We start from the raw sequence: 16,639 nt of genomic DNA on the forward strand, positions 1-16,639 counted from the left end.
GCGGTGCCGTTCGGCGCCGCCCCTCCATCGTTTCCGGAGTCGTCAGTCGGGCTGTCCGCCGGGATCGACGGCGTCGATCACATCCTGTTCCGCGGCGTTGTCGGCATCCATCTCCGCTGATCCGGTCGAGTCCTCCTCGGTGCGCGCGAACGCCCCGGCCGACGGATCGGCGGCGCCGGCGGGTGCCGGTTCGGTCTCGGGCGGCAGGGGGATGGTGGGCTCGGCGGGGGTCGGGGCCGTCGGCTCGGCGGGGTTCGGGGCGGTGGGCTCCGCGGGGGCGGGCTGCGAGGGATCGGACGGGGCCTGGGGGACGCTCGGTGTGCTCATTCCCCGACTCTGGGCGCCGCGGACGACCTGCGCGAGCCCCTTCCCGAAGAGTCCGCCGCGGTGTAGCCGTGGGCCGCTAGGCTTTCGGGGAATCCGACGACGAGGGGTCGATGTGTCCACCGCGCACGATGTGACGCGCCGCGAGGCGATCGCGCAATACCGCCTCATCGGCGAGCCGTCGGAGCCCGATCTGCAGGGGCTCGTCGAGCTCGCGGCCACGGTGTGCGACGTCCCCACCGCGGTGATCAACATCATCGACGACCGCATGCAGCATCAGGTCGCGGCCGTCGGCATCCAGGCCGCGTCGTGCGCGCGCGAGGACTCGATGTGCGCGGCGGTCATCAGCACTCCCGGCCGCGTCGTCGTCCCCGACGCCCGCCTCGACCCGCGCTTCGCGCAGAACGCCTTCGTCACCGGCGAGATCGCCTACACGCGCTTCTACGCCTCGAGTCCGCTCATCACCCCGGCGGGGGTGGCGATCGGCACGCTCTGCGTGTTCGACACCAAGGTCGGAGAGCTGTCGGATGCCAGCAGTCGAGCCCTCGATCTGCTCGCTCACCAGGTGATCGACGTTCTCGAACTGCGCCGCATCCAGCGTGATCTGCTGGAGTCGAACGCGCAGCTCGAGCAGTTCGCCGTCCAGGTGAGCCACGACCTCCGGAACCCCCTCACCGCTCTCGCGGGCTTCCTCGAGCTCGCCGCCGACAGTCCCGAGATGGTCGACGCGCCGCGCGCCGCGCAGTCGCTCGCCCGCGCCGAAGCGGCGGCGGGTCGCATGACGTCGATGGTCACCGATCTGCTCGATTTCGCGCGCATGGGCGGTGCGCGCCCGCACGTGACCCGGGTCGACGTCGCCGACACCGTCGACGCGGTGCTCGAAGACCTCGACGGGGCCCTGGTGGACACGGGGGCGGAGGTCACCGTCGAGGACGCCACGGTCGTCGACGCCGATGACACTCTCCTGCGCGTCCTGTTGCAGAACCTCATCGCCAACGCGGTGAAGTTCACGGTTGCGGCCGAGAAGGTCCCGCGCATCACCGTCAGCGTCGAAGAGCTTCCCGACGGGTGGCGCGTGACCGTCGATGACAACGGCGACGCCGTCGCCCCCGAGCTGCGCGACCGCGTGTTCGAGCCCATGCAGCGCGGGCACGGCGCCGAGGTGCAGGGGATCGGCATCGGTCTGGCCACCTGCCGGCGGATCGTCGAGGCCCACCACGGGTCGATCGGGCTCGATGCCTCTCCGTCGGGCGGAACCCGCGCCTGGTTCGTGCTGCCCGCAGCGGCCTGAGCGTTACCGGGCGACGCGCCGGGGCGCAACCACCGCGACGGGTGTCCGAGCGGGGCCGTAGCGTGGGCCGTGTCGCGGAGGCCACCGGGTGCTCCGCCGCCGGTCCCGGATGCCGAGGAGGAACGCCCATGGCCCGCAACGTGCGCCTGATGCACTGCACGCCCGACGACGTCTTCCGGGTGCTCGCGAATGGGTGGCTCTACCCCCTGTGGGTGGTGGGCACCTCGCGCATGCGCGATGTCGCCGACTCCTGGCCCGCCGAGGGGTCGACGCTCCACCACTCCTTCGGCCCGTGGCCACTGGTCGTCGACGACACCACCGTGATGCGCGAGTGGGACCCGCCCCGACGGGCCGTGCTCGAGCCGCACGGGGGACCCATCGGCGTCGCCCGCGTCGCGATCGACGTGAAGGCTCGCGGAGACCGCTGCGTCGGCCGCATCCAGGAGGAGCCCGTCACCGGCCCCACGACGCTCCTGCCCGACACGGTCTTCGACGCGATCACGCGCTACCGCAACGCCGAGACCCTGCACCGCCTGGCCTACCTCGCCGAGGGGGGAGCCCCCGGCACGCGCGTCGGTGCGGCGGCCCTCGGCCATGAGTCCACCGCCGAGAAGGAGCCGATCGACCGATGAGCGAGAGCTACGACGCGATCATCGTCGGCTCCGGCCCGAACGGCCTGGCCGCGGCCGTCACGCTGGCCCGCGCGGGCCTATCGGTCGCCGTGTACGAGAAGTCCTCCTCGTTCGGCGGAGCCGCGTCGACCGCCGAGTTGACCCTGCCCGGTTTCCGGCACGACGTCGGATCCGCCGTGCACCCCCTGGCCCTGGAGTCCTGGTTCTTCCGCGAGTTCGGTCTCGACCGTCGTGTGCCCTTCGTCGTACCCGAGGTGTCGTACGCCCACCCCCTCGACCGAGGGCGTGCGGGTCTGGCCTATCGCGACCTCGCCCGGGCCGCCGAGGCGCTCGGTGTCGACGGACCGGCGTACGAGCGCCTCATGCGTCCCCTCGTCGATCACCTGCGCGGGGTCGCCGACTTCACGGGCAACGCGCTGCTGCGCGTCCCCGGCGATCCCCTCGCGGCCTTCTTCTTCGGCATCCGCGCTCTCGAGCAGGGCGGTCCGTGGTGGAACGCGCGCTTCCGCGACGAGGTCGCGCCGAGCATGATCACCGGCGTCTCGGCGCACACCATCCTGCACCAGCCGAGCATCGCCGCGGGCGGCGCGGGTCTGGTGCTCGCCACGTACGGTCACGGGCGCGGCTGGCCCATTCCGGTCGGCGGAAGCCAGTCGATTGCCGACGCGATGATCGACGACATCCGCGCGCACGGGGGAGTGCTGCACGCGGGCGTCGAGGTGACCTCCCTCGACGAGCTGCCCCCGGCCCGCGCGGTGCTCCTCGACACGAACCCGCGATCGCTCATCCGGCTCACCGGAGACCGGATGCCGTCGGCTTACCGCCACGCGCTCGAGAGGTTCCGCTACGGCGGCGGTGTCGCCAAGGTCGACTTCGCCCTTTCCGACCCGGTGCCGTGGGCCCACGCCGACGTCGCGCGTGCGGGAACCGTGCACATCGGCGGGACCCGCGCCGAGATCGCGGCGGCCGAGAACGCGGTGGCCCGCGGTGATCTCCCCGACGCCCCGTACGTCCTGGCCGCTCAGCCCACGCTGTTCGACCCCACCCGCGCGCCCGAGGGGAAGCACGTCCTCTGGGCGTACACGCACGTGCCCTCGGGCAGCCCCGCCGACCGGGAAGAGGCCGTCGTCCGCCAGATCGAGCGCTTCGCGCCGGGCTTCCGCGACACCGTGCTGGCCACGTCGTCGCGGACCGCGGTCGACATCGCGGCGTGGAACCCCAACTTCCCCGGCGGTGACATTTCGGCCGGGGCCCCGACCCTCACCCAGCTCCTTGGTCGACCGGTCTACAGTCCCGACCCCTGGCGCACGCCGATGAAGGGCGTGTACCTGTGTTCGTCGTCGACGAGTCCGGGTCCGGGTGTCCATGGCCTTGCCGGGTGGCAGGCCGCTCTCAGTGCGCTCCGGCACGAGTTCGGCACGCGCCTGCGCCCCGACCTCGCTCCCCGCGCCGACCAGCTACACGCCACGGCTCCCTAGCCGTGCCCGAGGGCGACAGCGTCTACCGACTCCGCCGGCGGCTCGAGGCGGCCACTCTCGGCGCGGCGGTGCGCGACGGGGAGGTGCGGTCGGGGAACGCCGCCGGTCGATCCCTCGCGGGGCTCCGCATCGAGGGGTACGACACCCACGGCAAGCATCTGCTCACGCGTTTCGACGATGGATCGACCCTCCACACCCACCTGCGCATGCAGGGCCGCTGGACGATCACCCGGCCGGGTCGCGCGCTTCCCCGTGCGGTGCGCGAGACGGCGCGCGTGCGCATGCGGCTCGACGACGGGCGGGAGGTGTGGGGCCTCGACCTCCCCGTCGTGGAGTTCGTCCCCACCGCGCGCGAGAGCGATGCGATCGGATACCTGGGTCCCGACCCGCTGCGCGAGGACTGGGATGCCGCCGAGGCGGCGCGTCGACTCTCGATGCGCCCCGACCGGCCCTTCGTCGCGGCCCTCCTCGACCAGACGGCGGTCGCCGGTCTCGGCAACCTCTGGGTGAACGAGCTCGCCTTTCTGCGCGGCATCCATCCCTTCGCCCCCATCGGGACGACGGATCTCGACGCGCTCGTGGCGCTCGCGGCGCGATGCCTGCGGATCTCGGCGACAGTGCCCGGGATGTACCAGGTCACGACGGGGGACCGGCGGAGGGGATCGTCGCACTGGGTGGCGGGGCGCGCCGGTCGACCGTGCCTGCGCTGCGGAACCCGGGTGCGGGTGCGCGACGAGGTGCAGAACGATCCCGAGCAGCGACGGACCTGGTGGTGCCCGCAGTGTCAGCCGATGCCCGGAACCACCGATGTCGGAACCCCCGCGTAGAAACGAAGCATGGCCGTCGAGCGCGAGAACCTGCTGCGCGTCACCCGCATCTACGCGGAGGACGCCGCTCTCGAGCTCGAGCGCGGCCGAGAGATCGTCGCGCGCTGGCCCGAGGCCGATATCGTGCCGGTCGCCTCGCACTGGCAGATCCCCGAGGTCCACGGCGACGAGAGCAACGTCGCGCGGTGGGTGCGCATCAAGACCGAGGCCCTCGTGCTCGGCGTCAAGAAGAGCGTGACGACCAGGGTCAACGGACGCTCCGCCGACTTCATCGCCCCCTCGCTCTCGAACGGTTGCGCGATGGCGTGCAGCTACTGCTACGTTCCGCGGCGCAAGGGGTACAGCAATCCGATCACGGTCTTCGCGAACATCGACCAGATCACCAGGCACCTGGCGCGGCACGTCGCCGCCCGCGGTCCGAAGACCGAGCCGAATCAGTGCGATGCGGACGCGTGGGTCTACGACATCGGCGAGAACGGCGACTGCTCGGTCGACGCGCTGATCAGTGAGAACGTCCGCGACGTCTGCGACCTGTTCCGGATGACGCCGACCTCCAAGGCGTCGTTCGCGACGAAGTTCGTCAACCGCGACCTTCTGGACTGGGATCCGGCGGGAAGGACGCGCATCCGGTTCTCGCTCATGCCGGCGGCCACGGCGAAGGTCACCGACCTGCGGACGTCACCCATGGGGGAGCGGATCGCGGCGATCAACGATTTCGTCGACGCGGGCTTCGAGGTGCACGTCAACTTCTCGCCCGTGATCCTGACGCCGACGTGGCTCGCCGACTGGTCGGAGCTGTTCGATCAGCTCGACGCCGTTCTCCACGCGCGCGCGAAGGCGCAACTGGCCTGCGAGGTGATCTTCCTGACCCACAACGAGGGGCTGCACGAGGTGAATCTCGGATGGCACCCGAGGGGCGAAGAACTGCTGTGGACGCCCTCGCTGCAAGAAGAGAAGACGTCCCAGAACGGAGCGGTGAACGTGCGGTACCGGCATCCGTTGAAGGCCCAGGCCGTGGCGGCCCTCACCGACCTGATCGCCCGGAAGCTTCCGTACTGCCGCGTGCGCTACGCGTTCTGATCTTCAGCCGATGTCGCCGGTGGGGGAGTCGTCGGTCGTGGCCGCGTCATCCGCGTCCTGCTGAGCCGCGGCGCCTTCGTCGGGCGATTCGCTCCCGGCCCCGTTCGAGTTCTGGTCGGGGGCGCCGTCCGCGCGTCCGTCGTGATTCGTCATGATTCTCCTCTTCGTCGTCGTACGGGGGCGACGCTCGCACGAACGGCGAGACGTGTCCAGGGGGTCGACGGGTTCAGAGCGGAGCGGTTCCGAATCGTTCCGCGAAGTCCGCGTTGGCGGCATCCTCGAAGTCGTCGGCCTCGTCGCGAAGATCGATGTCGTTCACGGCGATCACAGGTACGGCGCCAGGGCGCCGGCGGTGAGTGCGAGGGCCAGCGCAGTGCCGCCCACACCGGTCGCGGTGAGCACGGTCGCCCGCTCGAGGCGGCGGCGGCGCGAGACGTTCGCGGGGTGCGTGGTGGACCGCAGCGACGCTTTCGCCGTGTCGAGGGAGTCGTATCGGCCGACCGGGACGCCGTGGGCGTCGCGTGAGACGAATCCTCCGGCGACCTGGTCGACGCAGCCGAAGTACTCGCCGCCGCGGTGGGCGACCCAGAAGCCGGTGTCGACCTTGGCCCAGAGGATGCGCGCGGTCGCCAGCGCGGTGGGAGTTGCCGTGTCCATGTCAGGCCGCTGCCGAGAGGGTGCGACGACGGACGGGGGCGGTTGCCCGTGCCGGCTGGGGGCGGTGCGCGGTGTCGCTCGTAGGAATCTCGACATTCAGGTCGACGACGAGTCCGGCGGAGGAGTTGGCCAGGTCGGCCATGTTCTTCAGGACGGTCGCGTTCAGCGTCTCGGGCTCCGCCGAGTCGAAGACGAAGCGCATCGGAATCGCGGGCTGCAGCCAGAGCGTGGACCGTCCGGGAGTGCCGTCGACGTGGGTCCAGCTGAGGGTGAAGCTCTCGCTGCGGCGAAGCTTCGTGGTCATGACGACCTTGAGGTGCGACAGCAGGCGATCGGGAATGCGGATCGACTCGGTCGACGTGCCGTAGTACAGGTGGCCCATGGGGTACTCCCTTCGGAAGCGATTAGCTGTACGTAGAACATAATCGGTTAGTAACTAGTTTGTCTAACTATTATTTCAGATGTATAGTCACGGGGACGAGCGGGAGGAGTGTGTCATGACAGACGTCGATACCGCGTCCCACCGGCCCGCATCCCCCGAGCCCGTGGATGAGGTGACCTACTGGTACGGCGACGAGCCCGCCGACCGCCGTCAGCGCAGCAAAGCGGTACTCGAAGCTCTCCGTATCTATCGCGCCGCCGAGGTCGCGATGCGACGTCGTACGCGCGACTCCATGTCGATGGGTGAGAACGAGCTGCTCGTCCTGCGCTACCTGTTGCGCGACGCCGAACGACAGGTGCGCCCGGGGGAGCTCACCCGCTATCTCGGGCTGTCGACCGCGTCGACGACGGCCATCCTCGACCGCCTAGAGCGTTCGGGCCACATCACCCGTGCCGCGAACCCGGGCGACCGCCGCAGCATCTTCATCCAGGCCACCCCTCGCGCGCACGCCGAGGTGCGGCAGACCCTCGGCAACATGCACGATCGCATGCTCGCGGCCGTGATCGACATGACGCCCGACGAGTCGGCCGCGGTGGTGGCGTTCCTCCGCCGCATGAGCGACGCCGTCGACGGCGTCGCCCTCGAGACCCCGGCGGTCGATTCCCCGTGATCTACGTGCTCGTCGGCGGCCCGCGCGACGGACAGCACGTGGACGATCTGCCTCGCGGCTACCGCCTGTCGCTCAGCGACCCACAGCCCGAACCCTTCGGCGAGTTCGACACCGTCCGCGCGGTATGGTTCGAGCTCGACGAGGCCATGTTCCGTTCGCGGCAGCGTCGCGACTGACCCGTACCCCACGTCCGCGTGGGGGGCAAGCCGCCCCTGTCCTCGCGCGCACCCCGTCAGGGTGGGCTCATGCGATGTGTGACCTATGCCGGCGAGACAGTGATCACCACCGACGACGTCGCGGCGTCGTTGATCGAGTTGACCGCGGCGGTGGCCAAGGAGGGTCAGGCCGAGGCCGTCAGCATCCCCATCGTCACCGACGACAGGAAGGTCGCCCAGGCCGAGCTCGTCATCGGCGTCGGCAACGACGTGCTCTCCGCTCCGCTGGAGTGGCACGACGAGGAGCCCGACTTCTCGCGCGCCGCCGCCGAGCTCAAGGATCACCGTCTCTTCCCTCGTCCGCACCTCCGGGCCGTCGAGGCCGACGCGAGCGACGACGATGAGCCCCTGGACTACGACTTCGATCAGCCCACCGAGGCTTAGCCGGGACGGGTGAGGGGTCGCCCTTCGACGGGTGAACATCGGCACGGGTCTTGTCACCGAGTCGTGGCATCCGTTATGTTCTCAAGTCCGTGCCGACCGGCGCGGTGAGCCGAGGAAAGACGAGACCATGACCGCCATGCGCGATCTGCGTTCGGAGCAGCAGGGGCATTACCTGCCGTTCCTCTCCTCGTCGTACCCTCCGGCGCCGGTCGTCTAGACACCCGTCTTCTCACGCCCCGCACCGTCAGGTCGGGGCGTTTCCCTTTCCATCGGTGGGGGAGTGCCTCGGCCCGAGGCTCGACTCCCCGCGCGTCAGCGCACCACACGAAGGAAAGGACCCATGCAGAAGCTCACCGAACGACTCGTGTCGTGGGCGAGCCTGATCGATGACAAGACCATCGAGCAGGCACGCACCTCGTCGCGGATGCCGTTCATCTTCCCCCACCTCGCCCTCATGCCCGACGCCCACCTGGGGCTCGGCGCGACGGTCGGATCGGTGATCCCGACGCTCGGGGCGATCATGCCCGCGGCCGTCGGCGTCGACATCGGCTGCGGCATGATCGCCGTCAAGACGCAGTTCACGGCCGCCGACCTCGACGGTCGCGACCTGTCCGAGCTGCGGCAGCAGATCGAGCGCGCCATCCCGCTGTCGGCCGGCCGCGACAACCGCAAGATCGTCGTCACCGCCGAGCCGCGCATCGCCGAGCTCGAAGAGCTGGCGCAGAAGGCCGAGTTCGACCCGGCCTCGTACGCGGGTCACTGGCGGCACCAGCTCGGGTCGCTGGGCAGCGGTAACCACTTCATCGAGATCTCGCTCGACGAGATCGACGACGTGTGGATGTTCCTGCACTCCGGGTCGCGGGGCATCGGCAACCGCATCGCGAAGCACCACATCGGTGTCGCGCAGCGCCTGGCGAGGCAGTGGTGGATCGAGCTTCCGCATCCCGACCTCGCCTACCTCGTCGAGGGCACGCCGGAGTTCGCGGCATACATCCGCGAGCTCCGGTGGGCGCAGCATTTCGCCCTGCTCAACCGCGAAGAGATGATGGACCGCGTCGCGAACCAGCTCGGTCGCTTCCTCGGGACCGACGTCGACGAGCGCGAGCGGATCAACTGCCACCACAACTTCACCGAGTCCGAGATGCACTTCGGCAAGAGGGTGTGGGTCTCGCGCAAGGGCGCGATCATGGCCGACGCCGGTCGCCCCGGGCTCATCCCCGGATCGATGGGCACCGCCTCGTACGTCGTCGAGGGGCGCGGCAACCCTGTCGCGTTGAACTCCTCGCCGCACGGCGCGGGGCGGGAGTACTCGCGGTCGGCCGCCCGGAAGACCTTCACGCACGAGCAGTTGCGGGAAGCCATGGCGGGGATCGAGTACCGGGACACCGACGCGTTCATCGACGAGATCCCGCAGGCGTACAAGCCGATCGACCGGGTCATGGCCGATGCCGCCGACCTCGTCACGGTCCGGCACACGCTGCGCCAGATCGTCAACGTGAAGGGCGATTGAGACGGATGCCATGGCTGCCGCACCGCAGCCATGGCATCCGCCGTTCGGCCGGGGTGGGATACATCGCTCGGGGGATGTGGGGCAGGAGTCCGTTCGGCACGATGGGAAGAGCTCGCGAAGCCCCGCGGGCGGACACTTCCCCCCGGAGTGGAGTTTCATGTCGCCCGATCGTGCCCGGACCATCGACCACCGTCCCGACCCCTCCGACGGCAGAGAACGGCAGAGCGCGTGCATCCGTCTCGCTCAGGCTCGTCTCGCCGCGTTCGTCGAGAGCACGGCCGACGACGTCGACGAGACCTCGGATGCGGCCGTGACCGCCCTGCGTTCCGCCGTGTCGTCGGGTGCCGATCTCGACCGGATCTCTGCGGAGCTCGAGGTCAGCACGGGGGCGATCCAGGCGATCGTCGACGGCTCGGTCCCGCTGCGGAGCCTGCACCCCGACGATCGGTTGCGGCCCGACTGAGACCGTCGCGGGCACCTCGCGCCGTGGGTTCGCTGGGGCGCCGGCCTCCGCTGCCGCCCGCGGGGTTACGCTCGGGGGCAGAAGAACGGCGGAGGCGGCGAGATGGGCGAGCGCAAGTTCGAGTGGGGCGGGCTGAGTGCCGACCGCGGCGACTACGTCACCGCGGCGGAGGCGCTCGCGATGCTCGAGGTGCTCGTCATCGCGCAGGCCGACCTCGACGTCACGACCGAGCTGCGCAACGGTGCGGCCTGGGCGCGCTTCTCGCGCGGGGGACGCTGGGCCGTCGTGTCGACGCCCGGATCCCGCTGGTTCTCGGTCGAGACCGACACAGGACACCGCCTGCAGATCGTGGATGCCAACACCTCGAAGGACCAGAGCGCTCAACTCCTCGCGGTGCACGTCGACGTCGCCGAGGCGTACGTCCGCGGAGAGGCGACGCCCGTGCGGGCCGGTGGTCTCGGCGGGTCGGTGCTCACGGTCGACGTGAACGGACGACAGGTGCTGCTGACCCAGTCCGTCGGGCGACGCGTGCGGGGTCTGTTCGGTCGCTAGGCCCGACGGCCGCTCCGGTCAAGCCGGTGCTCCCCGCTCGCGCTCTTGCCAGGCTGGGCGGGTACGCGACGAAGGGAATCCCATGAGCGACCCGCAGAACTCCGCCCCGGCCGACGACGCCGCCGACCTCGGCGACGACCCCACGGTCAAGCCGAGTCAAGAGAACGACGTCGACGAAGAGGCGAAGGCCCCCTCCAAGGACGACCCGAACGCCGACCACCAGGCGACGGGCATCGGAGTCATCGGCGACGAGTGATCCGGATGCCGCGGGGCGGGCGCCGGTGACCGTCGGCGCTCGCCCCGCGGGTCGGGGGAGGGCCCGCCGCGGTGCTAATCTTGACCGGTCCGCCTCCGTAGCTCAGGGGATAGAGCGTTGGTTTCCGGTACCAAAGGTCGCTGGTTCGATTCCAGTCGGGGGCACACGAAGAAGGCCGCGATCACCTCGATCGCGGCCTTTCGTCTGCGTGGAGTGGCTCCCGGGGTCAGTCCTCGTCGGTGACGACGCCGGTGGGCTCCGCGTCTTCGACGATGTGCTGCGAACCGAGTTCGTCGGCGACGGCGCGACCCTGGTCGATCGCCTCCTCTCGGCTCGAGAAGCTCGCCGACAGTTCGGGTCGGCCCTCGACCGTGTTCTCCCACTGGCCGCGGTTCGATCGGGTGGTCACGTCGTTCTGGCTCATGGCATCCATGGGACACCTCTTCGAGCTCCGGCACCCCCGTCTTGACAGGCGTTGTCAAGACCACTCGGGGTTTCGCGGGGTGCTGAGAAGGTGGGATCACCTTCGAAAGGGGTCTGTCATGAGCATCGGAGCCGGTATCGCGCTGTTCGTCATCGGCGCCGTCCTCGCCTTCGCGGTCACCCTCCCGAACGAGTTCGTCGACCTCACCACGATCGGCTACATCATGATGGGGGCGGGCGTTGTGGTCTTCCTCATCGGGGTGGTGCTGTTGATGCGCCGTCGGCAAACCGATACCGTCACCCGCACCGAAGCAGCAGGGGGCGCGCAGGTGACCCGATCCACTACGCGCTCCTCGAACGACGACCTCGTCTGAGTCCCTCGGGGTCGAGCCCCGGAGAACGATCATGACCGAACCCACCCCCACCGTCGCCTACGACCCGGCCGTCGACGATCTGTTCGACGGGCGTTACCGTCTCGGGCGCCTCCTCGGCAGAGGCGGCTACGCCCGGGTGTACGAGGCGGTCGACACCGCGCTCGAGCGCACGCTCGCCCTCAAGATCATCGACGGCGACGGCGCCGACCCCTCGGACGTCGCCCGCGTGCGATCCGAGATCCGGCTCCTCGCCTCGCTGTCGCACCCCTCGCTCGTCACCCTGTACGACGCCAAGCTCGATGCGCAGCCGGCCTACCTGGCGATGGAGCTCATCTCGGGCCCCACCCTGACGGATCGCATCGCGCGGGGCCCGCTGCCCGGCCCCGAGGTCGCCCGCGTTGGTCGAGAGATCGCCGAGGCGTTCGCCGTCATCCACGGGCGGGGCATCGTGCACCGCGACGTCAAGCCGTCGAACATCCTCATCCGCCCGGCCGCCCACACGGGCGAGACCCCAAGGGCCACGCTCGCCGACTTCGGCATCGCGTCGCTGGTCGGGGCGACACGGGTCACGCGCGCCGACACCGTGATCGGTACGGCCGCGTACCTCAGTCCCGAACAGGCTCGGGGCATGCCGGCGGCCCCCGCGAGCGACGTGTACGCGCTGGGTCTGGTGCTCCTCGAAGCGCTGACCGGCTCGCGCCCCTTCGGCTCGCGGACGCCGCACGAGGCCCTGGCGGCACGCCTCGTCTCGCCCCCCGAGATCCCGGCGCAGATCCCGACGGCCTGGCGCGAGGTGCTCGAGAAGATGACCGCGATCGAGCCGAGTGAGAGACCGGATGCCACGGGCCTGATCGTGGCGCTCAGGACGCTCTCGGGGGTCGCCGTCCCCCCGCCCCTGCCGTCGACGCCGGCGTCGGCGGTGACGACCGCCGCTCTTGCCGGCGGCACGGCCCCCACGCGGGTCTTCGAGCCGTCGGCCCGGTCCGAGCGGACCGCGGCGCCCCGCCGGCTCTCGCAACGCACGATCGTGATCGGGGCGATCGCCGCGGTCCTGCTGGCCGTGGGCGCCATCGGAACCGCCGTCGCCCTCGGCGGGGCGGGAGCATCGTCCGAGCCCGCTCTGCCGACGCTGCCGCAACCTCTCGACCAGCACATGGACGATCTCTGGAAAGAGGTGGCCCCGTGATCCGCCGTGCCGCTCCCCTCGCCGGAATCCTGTTCGCCGGGGTCCTCGCGCTCGCCGCGTGCACCCCGCCCGCCGCGACCCCCACGGCGTGGCAGCAGAACGTGCAGACGGTGGCCGACCAGGCCTCGAGCGGGGACTACGCCTCCGCCCTCGCGAGCCTCGACGCCCTCGAAGCCGACGTCAGCGCCCGCCGCGACGCCGGCGAGATCTCGGCGGAGGAGGCCGACGGCATCCTGAGCCGGATCGCCACCGTCCGCGCCGACCTCACCTCTCTCGCCCCCCGTCCCAGCCCGACCCCGACGACGGAGCCGAGCCCCGAGCAGTCGCAGGACACGGTGACCGACGACGGCGGCGACGAGCCGGCGCAGCCCGCCCCCGACGACAAGGGGCCGGGCGGCACAGACGACAAGGCGCCGGGCAACGGCAACGGCAACGGCAACGGTAAGGGCCCCGGTAAGAAGGACGGGTGATCGGCTTCGCGCCCGCCGGGCCGAGGGGGTCCGAACGCGTGCGAGGATTGCCCGGTGCCGCGCCGCGTGACCGCTGAACTCGACCTCGATCTCGGGGCCTCCGTCGACCTCATCTTCCAGATCGCGGCCGCGCGCGGAGTGCCCGTCGTCGACGAGAAGCTCACGTTCGCGCAGGGTGAGCGGCGGTACCCCGCGACCGAACTCGTGGACCAGGCCGGCAGCCGTCTGCACCGCCTCACCGCCGAGGAAGGTCCCCTCTCGGTGCGGTACGACGCGCTCGTCGTCGGTCCCGCGCAGAGCCCTCGCACGAGCGACCTCGACACCATCGGATACTTGCGTCCGAGCCGCTACTGCCAGTCCGACGAGGTGTTCGCCCAGGCGCGCCGGCAGTTCCGGGGCCTGGCGGGGCGCGACCTCCTGGCCGCGGTCTCGGGCTTCGTGGCATCCACCGTCACCTATACGCCGGGGCTCAGTTTCGGCACCGACAGCGCCGTGACGACCCTCGCCACGGGTCAGGGCGTGTGCCGCGACTACGCGCACCTCGTGATCGCCCTGCTGCGGGCGATGGACATGCCCGCCCGCTACGCCGCCTGCTTCGCCCCCGGGCTCGATCCGATGGATTTCCACGCCGTCGCCGAGGCCTACCTCGACGGGGCCTGGTATGTCGTGGATGCGACGCGTCTCGCCGATCGCCGATCGCTGGTGCGCATCGCCACGGGACGCGACGCCGCCGACTGCGCGTTCCTCAGCTACCACGGCGGGTACGTGGGTCTCGAGCGGATGCGGGTGGATGCCGCCATCGAGGGCGTCGACGCGACGGAGCCCGACGACCACGAGGCGCTGGTCCAGATCGCCTGACGCGGGCGCCCCGGCGCCGCGCCTAGACTTGAAGGGTTATGGATCCCGCAGCCCTCTCCGCCGCCCTGCTCGCCGTCATCGCCCCGCTCGCCGAGGCGCGACGAGAGGGTTCGTCCGCCGGGATCACGGCCGCCGACCTACCGCTTGAACGGCCCAAGAACCGCGACCACGGCGATTGGGCGTCCAACGCCGCCCTGAAGCTGTCGAAGATCGTCGGGGTGAACCCTCGCGAGTTCGCCGCCGAGATCGCCGCGGGCCTCGAGGCCGTCGAGGGCATCGCGAGCGTCGAGGTCGCCGGCCCCGGCTTCATCAACATCCGCCTCGATGCCGCGGCCGCCGGTGCCCTGGCCCGCACGATCGTCGAGCAGGGGGCCGCGTTCGGCACCAACGACACCCAGCGCGGGAACACGATCAATCTCGAGTTCGTCAGCGCCAACCCCACCGGTCCGCTGCACATCGGCCACACCCGGTGGGCGGCCCTGGGCGACGCGATCGCGCGCGTGCTGCTGGCCAGCGGCGCGACCCTCGTGCGCGAGTTCTACATCAACGACGCCGGGGCCCAGATGGAGCGCTTCGGGCGCTCCGTGGTCGCGGCGATCGTGGGCGAGCCGACTCCCGAGGACGGATACGGCGGGGCGTACATCGCGGCTCTCGCGGAGCGGGTGCACGCCACGCGCACCGACATCCTCGACCTCGATCGCGCCGAGCAGATCTCCGTCGCCACCGAGCTGGCCTACGGGTTCCAGCTCGGCGAGATCCAGGCTTCGCTCGCGCGCTTCAACGTCCACTTCGACGTCTGGTTCTCGGAGCGCGACCTGCACGCGCGGATCGAGGGCCAGCCGAGCCTCGTCGACGAGGCCGTGGACCGCCTGCGCGAGCAGGGGCACGTCTTCGACGAGGACGACGCCGTGTGGGTGCGCACGACCGACTTCGGCGACGACAAGAACCGCGTCATCCGGCGCTCGAACGGCGAGTACACCTACTTCGCCGCCGATGCCGCGTACTACCTGAACAAGGGCGACCGCGGTTTCGCGCACAAGATCTACCTGCTCGGCGCCGACCACCACGGCTACGTGCACCGCCTCAAGGCCCTCGCGGGTGCGGCGGGAGACGACCCCGACAAGGACATCGAGGTGCTCATCGGTCAGCTCGTGTCGATCAACGGCGCGCGCCTGTCGAAGCGGGCCGGCAACATCGTCGAGCTCGACGACCTGCAGGCCTGGCTCGGCACCGACGCCCTGCGGTACTCGCTCGCGCGCTACCCGGCCGATTCGCCGTTGACGCTCGACCCCGAGATCCTGCAGAAGCGCACGAACGACAACCCCGTCTTCTACGTGCAGTACGCGCACGCCCGCACGCACAACGTGGCCCGCAACGCCGCCGACTCGGGTGTCGACCGCTCCGCGTTCGCCCCCGAGCTCCTCGACCACGAGACCGAATCGGCTCTGCTGGGCGCGCTGCAGGAGTACCCGCGCATCGTCGCGTACGCCGCCGAGGTGCGCGAGCCGCACCGCGTCGCGCGCTACCTCGAGGAGCTCGCGGGTCTCTACCACCGCTGGTACGACAACTGCCGCGTCATCCCGCTCGGCGACGCCCCGGTCGAACCCGTGCACCGCACGCGTTTGTGGCTCAACGACGCCACCGGGCAGGTGCTGCGCAACGGCCTCGACCTGCTCGGCGTCAGCGCTCCGGAGCGGATGTAGAGCATGACGGATGCCACGGCTCCCCGTCGCCGGACGGGCCGGTGGATCGCGGTGCTGGTGGTGGCCGTGGTGCTGCTCGCCGTGGCCGCCGTCGCCGCCGAGTTCATCGCGCGCTCCGTGGTGACGAGCACGGTCCGTTCGCTGGTCGTGAAGAACGTCGGTCTCCCCGACGATCAGAACGTCGACGTGTCGGTGGCGGGTCTCGTGCTGCCGCAGCTCATCGGCGGACGCCTCGACGAGGTCGCCGTCTCGTCGAACGATGTGACCCTCGGGCCCATCACCGGTGACGTCCGCGTCGACTTGCGTGGAGTGCCCGTCTCGGGCGGCGGGGCGGCCGACGGCGGCGTCGCGTCGGTCCGCCTCGACCAGGACCAGCTGAAGGCCCTGCTGGCCGAGGTCCCCGACTTCCCGGCGAGCACGATCACCGTCTCCGCCCCCGACGTCAAGCTCGACACCTCGCTCTCGCTCTTCGGCATCGCGATCCCCGTGGGCGTCGGAGTGACCCCGGGCGCGGCCGCGGGCGACCTGACGTTGACCCCGTCGTCGTTCCAGGTGGGCGGCAACGCGATCGACGCCGACACGCTGCGCGGCCAGTTCGGCGGCATCGCGGATTCCCTCCTCACGGAGCGGAGCCTGTGCATCGCCGACCGCCTGCCGAAGGGGCTGACCCTCACCTCGGCCACCGTGCAGGGACAGGACCTCGTCGCGACGTTCGATGTGGCCGGTGGCATCCTGAACGATCCGGCGCTGCAGAGCGACGGCACCTGCGGCTGATCGACGCGAGGTGGCTCGTCCGCCCCGAGCGACGTGGGAAAGGGGCGGCATACGACGTGCCCTAGACTGCAAGGACTGCCCGCCGCGTGACTCTCCGCGCGGGTGGGAGCCGTGATCCGCGGCCGTCGCG

23 protein-coding genes and 1 tRNA gene are annotated in these 16,639 nt (G+C 70.7%); 19 read left to right on the forward strand and 5 right to left on the reverse strand.

The annotated features are described in order from the left end of the window. Positions 1–42 precede the first annotated feature (42 nt). On the reverse strand, positions 43–327 hold the full coding sequence (locus tag BLS25_RS01370) for a hypothetical protein (protein WP_074694167.1): 285 nt from the start codon (positions 325–327) through the stop codon (positions 43–45). A gap of 112 nt (positions 328–439) precedes the next feature. On the opposite strand from BLS25_RS01370, the gene BLS25_RS01375 reads away from it, so the two are divergent. The 5 genes from BLS25_RS01375 to BLS25_RS01395 all read left to right on the forward strand — a co-directional run bounded on the left by BLS25_RS01375 (position 440) and on the right by BLS25_RS01395 (position 5,632). After that, complete coding sequence (locus tag BLS25_RS01375; RefSeq protein WP_081349642.1) at positions 440–1,615, forward strand: sensor histidine kinase; 1,176 nt, start codon at positions 440–442, stop codon at positions 1,613–1,615. 128 nt (positions 1,616–1,743) lie between these two features. After that, positions 1,744–2,247 (forward strand): SRPBCC family protein, encoded by a 504-nt coding sequence (locus BLS25_RS01380; protein WP_074694168.1) that lies wholly within the window; start codon positions 1,744–1,746, stop codon positions 2,245–2,247. After that, complete coding sequence (locus tag BLS25_RS01385) at positions 2,244–3,725, forward strand: phytoene desaturase family protein (RefSeq protein ID WP_074694169.1); 1,482 nt, start codon at positions 2,244–2,246, stop codon at positions 3,723–3,725. The genes BLS25_RS01380 and BLS25_RS01385 overlap by 4 nt, the downstream gene beginning before the upstream one ends. Positions 3,726–3,727: 2 nt before the next feature. Beyond that, positions 3,728–4,552 (forward strand): Fpg/Nei family DNA glycosylase, encoded by an 825-nt coding sequence (locus BLS25_RS01390; protein WP_074694170.1) that lies wholly within the window; start codon positions 3,728–3,730, stop codon positions 4,550–4,552. A 9-nt stretch (positions 4,553–4,561) separates the two neighbouring features. Next, complete coding sequence (locus BLS25_RS01395; protein ID WP_074694171.1) at positions 4,562–5,632, forward strand: spore photoproduct lyase family protein; 1,071 nt, start codon at positions 4,562–4,564, stop codon at positions 5,630–5,632. Between the two features lie 3 nt (positions 5,633–5,635). On the opposite strand, the gene BLS25_RS16780 is transcribed toward BLS25_RS01395, so the two are convergent. The 3 genes from BLS25_RS16780 to BLS25_RS01405 form a co-directional block, all read right to left on the reverse strand. Beyond that, positions 5,636–5,785, reverse strand: a complete 150-nt coding sequence (locus tag BLS25_RS16780; RefSeq protein ID WP_156371635.1) for a hypothetical protein — start codon at positions 5,783–5,785, stop codon at positions 5,636–5,638. Positions 5,786–5,956: 171 nt separating this feature from the next. Continuing rightward, entirely contained in the window at positions 5,957–6,289 is a 333-nt protein-coding gene (locus BLS25_RS01400; RefSeq protein ID WP_074694172.1) for a hypothetical protein, read from the reverse strand. Between the two features lies 1 nt (position 6,290). Further along, a complete protein-coding gene (locus BLS25_RS01405) occupies positions 6,291–6,671 on the reverse strand; it encodes a DUF7882 family protein (RefSeq protein WP_056227075.1) in 381 nt (126 codons plus the stop codon). Between the two features lie 115 nt (positions 6,672–6,786). Here BLS25_RS01405 and BLS25_RS01410 point away from each other — a divergent pair, with 115 nt between their 5' ends. From BLS25_RS01410 to BLS25_RS01440, 8 genes are all read left to right on the forward strand, one after another. Next, positions 6,787–7,341 (forward strand): MarR family winged helix-turn-helix transcriptional regulator, encoded by a 555-nt coding sequence (locus BLS25_RS01410; RefSeq protein WP_074694173.1) that lies wholly within the window; start codon positions 6,787–6,789, stop codon positions 7,339–7,341. After that, the gene (locus BLS25_RS01415; protein WP_056227079.1) at positions 7,338–7,517 is read left to right on the forward strand and encodes a hypothetical protein; all 180 of its coding nucleotides are present in this window, start codon (positions 7,338–7,340) and stop codon (positions 7,515–7,517) included. Before BLS25_RS01410 ends, BLS25_RS01415 begins: the two co-directional genes overlap by 4 nt. Before the next feature lie 69 nt (positions 7,518–7,586). Then, the gene (locus BLS25_RS01420; RefSeq protein ID WP_074694174.1) at positions 7,587–7,940 is read left to right on the forward strand and encodes a hypothetical protein; all 354 of its coding nucleotides are present in this window, start codon (positions 7,587–7,589) and stop codon (positions 7,938–7,940) included. Positions 7,941–8,280: 340 nt separating this feature from the next. Further along, positions 8,281–9,450, forward strand: coding sequence for an RtcB family protein (locus tag BLS25_RS01425; RefSeq protein WP_056227083.1), 1,170 nt, complete (start codon positions 8,281–8,283; stop codon positions 9,448–9,450). Between the two features lie 157 nt (positions 9,451–9,607). Beyond that, the gene (locus tag BLS25_RS01430) at positions 9,608–9,913 is read left to right on the forward strand and encodes a hypothetical protein (protein ID WP_074694175.1); all 306 of its coding nucleotides are present in this window, start codon (positions 9,608–9,610) and stop codon (positions 9,911–9,913) included. Between the two features lie 102 nt (positions 9,914–10,015). Next, a complete protein-coding gene (locus tag BLS25_RS01435; protein ID WP_074694176.1) occupies positions 10,016–10,465 on the forward strand; it encodes a hypothetical protein in 450 nt (149 codons plus the stop codon). 82 nt (positions 10,466–10,547) lie between these two features. After that, the gene (locus BLS25_RS16785) at positions 10,548–10,721 is read left to right on the forward strand and encodes a hypothetical protein (RefSeq protein WP_156371637.1); all 174 of its coding nucleotides are present in this window, start codon (positions 10,548–10,550) and stop codon (positions 10,719–10,721) included. Positions 10,722–10,812: 91 nt separating this feature from the next. Further along, a tRNA-Arg gene (locus BLS25_RS01440) sits at positions 10,813–10,885 on the forward strand. Positions 10,886–10,947: 62 nt separating this feature from the next. Here BLS25_RS01440 and BLS25_RS01445 read toward each other — a convergent pair. Then, positions 10,948–11,154, reverse strand: a complete 207-nt coding sequence (locus BLS25_RS01445; RefSeq protein WP_081349644.1) for a DUF2188 domain-containing protein — start codon at positions 11,152–11,154, stop codon at positions 10,948–10,950. Positions 11,155–11,263: 109 nt separating this feature from the next. Here BLS25_RS01445 and BLS25_RS01450 point away from each other — a divergent pair, with 109 nt between their 5' ends. From BLS25_RS01450 to BLS25_RS01475, 6 genes are read left to right on the forward strand one after another with little or no spacing between them, the layout of a single operon-like run. Beyond that, positions 11,264–11,518, forward strand: a complete 255-nt coding sequence (locus BLS25_RS01450; RefSeq protein WP_056227091.1) for a DUF6458 family protein — start codon at positions 11,264–11,266, stop codon at positions 11,516–11,518. Between the two features lie 31 nt (positions 11,519–11,549). Continuing rightward, positions 11,550–12,704 (forward strand): serine/threonine-protein kinase, encoded by a 1,155-nt coding sequence (locus BLS25_RS01455; RefSeq protein ID WP_074694177.1) that lies wholly within the window; start codon positions 11,550–11,552, stop codon positions 12,702–12,704. Then, the gene (locus BLS25_RS01460) at positions 12,701–13,174 is read left to right on the forward strand and encodes a hypothetical protein (RefSeq protein ID WP_074694178.1); all 474 of its coding nucleotides are present in this window, start codon (positions 12,701–12,703) and stop codon (positions 13,172–13,174) included. Before BLS25_RS01455 ends, BLS25_RS01460 begins: the two co-directional genes overlap by 4 nt. A 54-nt stretch (positions 13,175–13,228) precedes the next feature. Then, the gene (locus BLS25_RS01465; RefSeq protein WP_074694179.1) at positions 13,229–14,032 is read left to right on the forward strand and encodes a transglutaminase-like domain-containing protein; all 804 of its coding nucleotides are present in this window, start codon (positions 13,229–13,231) and stop codon (positions 14,030–14,032) included. Between the two features lie 38 nt (positions 14,033–14,070). Further along, positions 14,071–15,735: an arginine--tRNA ligase gene (locus BLS25_RS01470; protein ID WP_074694180.1), complete on the forward strand. Its 1,665-nt coding sequence runs from the start codon at positions 14,071–14,073 to the stop codon at positions 15,733–15,735. Positions 15,736–15,738: 3 nt separating this feature from the next. Then, the gene (locus BLS25_RS01475; RefSeq protein WP_074694181.1) at positions 15,739–16,509 is read left to right on the forward strand and encodes an LmeA family phospholipid-binding protein; all 771 of its coding nucleotides are present in this window, start codon (positions 15,739–15,741) and stop codon (positions 16,507–16,509) included. Positions 16,510–16,639: the final 130 nt, after the last annotated feature.

Origin of the sequence: Microbacterium testaceum StLB037 (genome assembly GCF_900104345.1) — a bacterium.
Classification (GTDB): Bacteria; Actinomycetota; Actinomycetes; order Actinomycetales; family Microbacteriaceae; genus Microbacterium; species Microbacterium testaceum_A.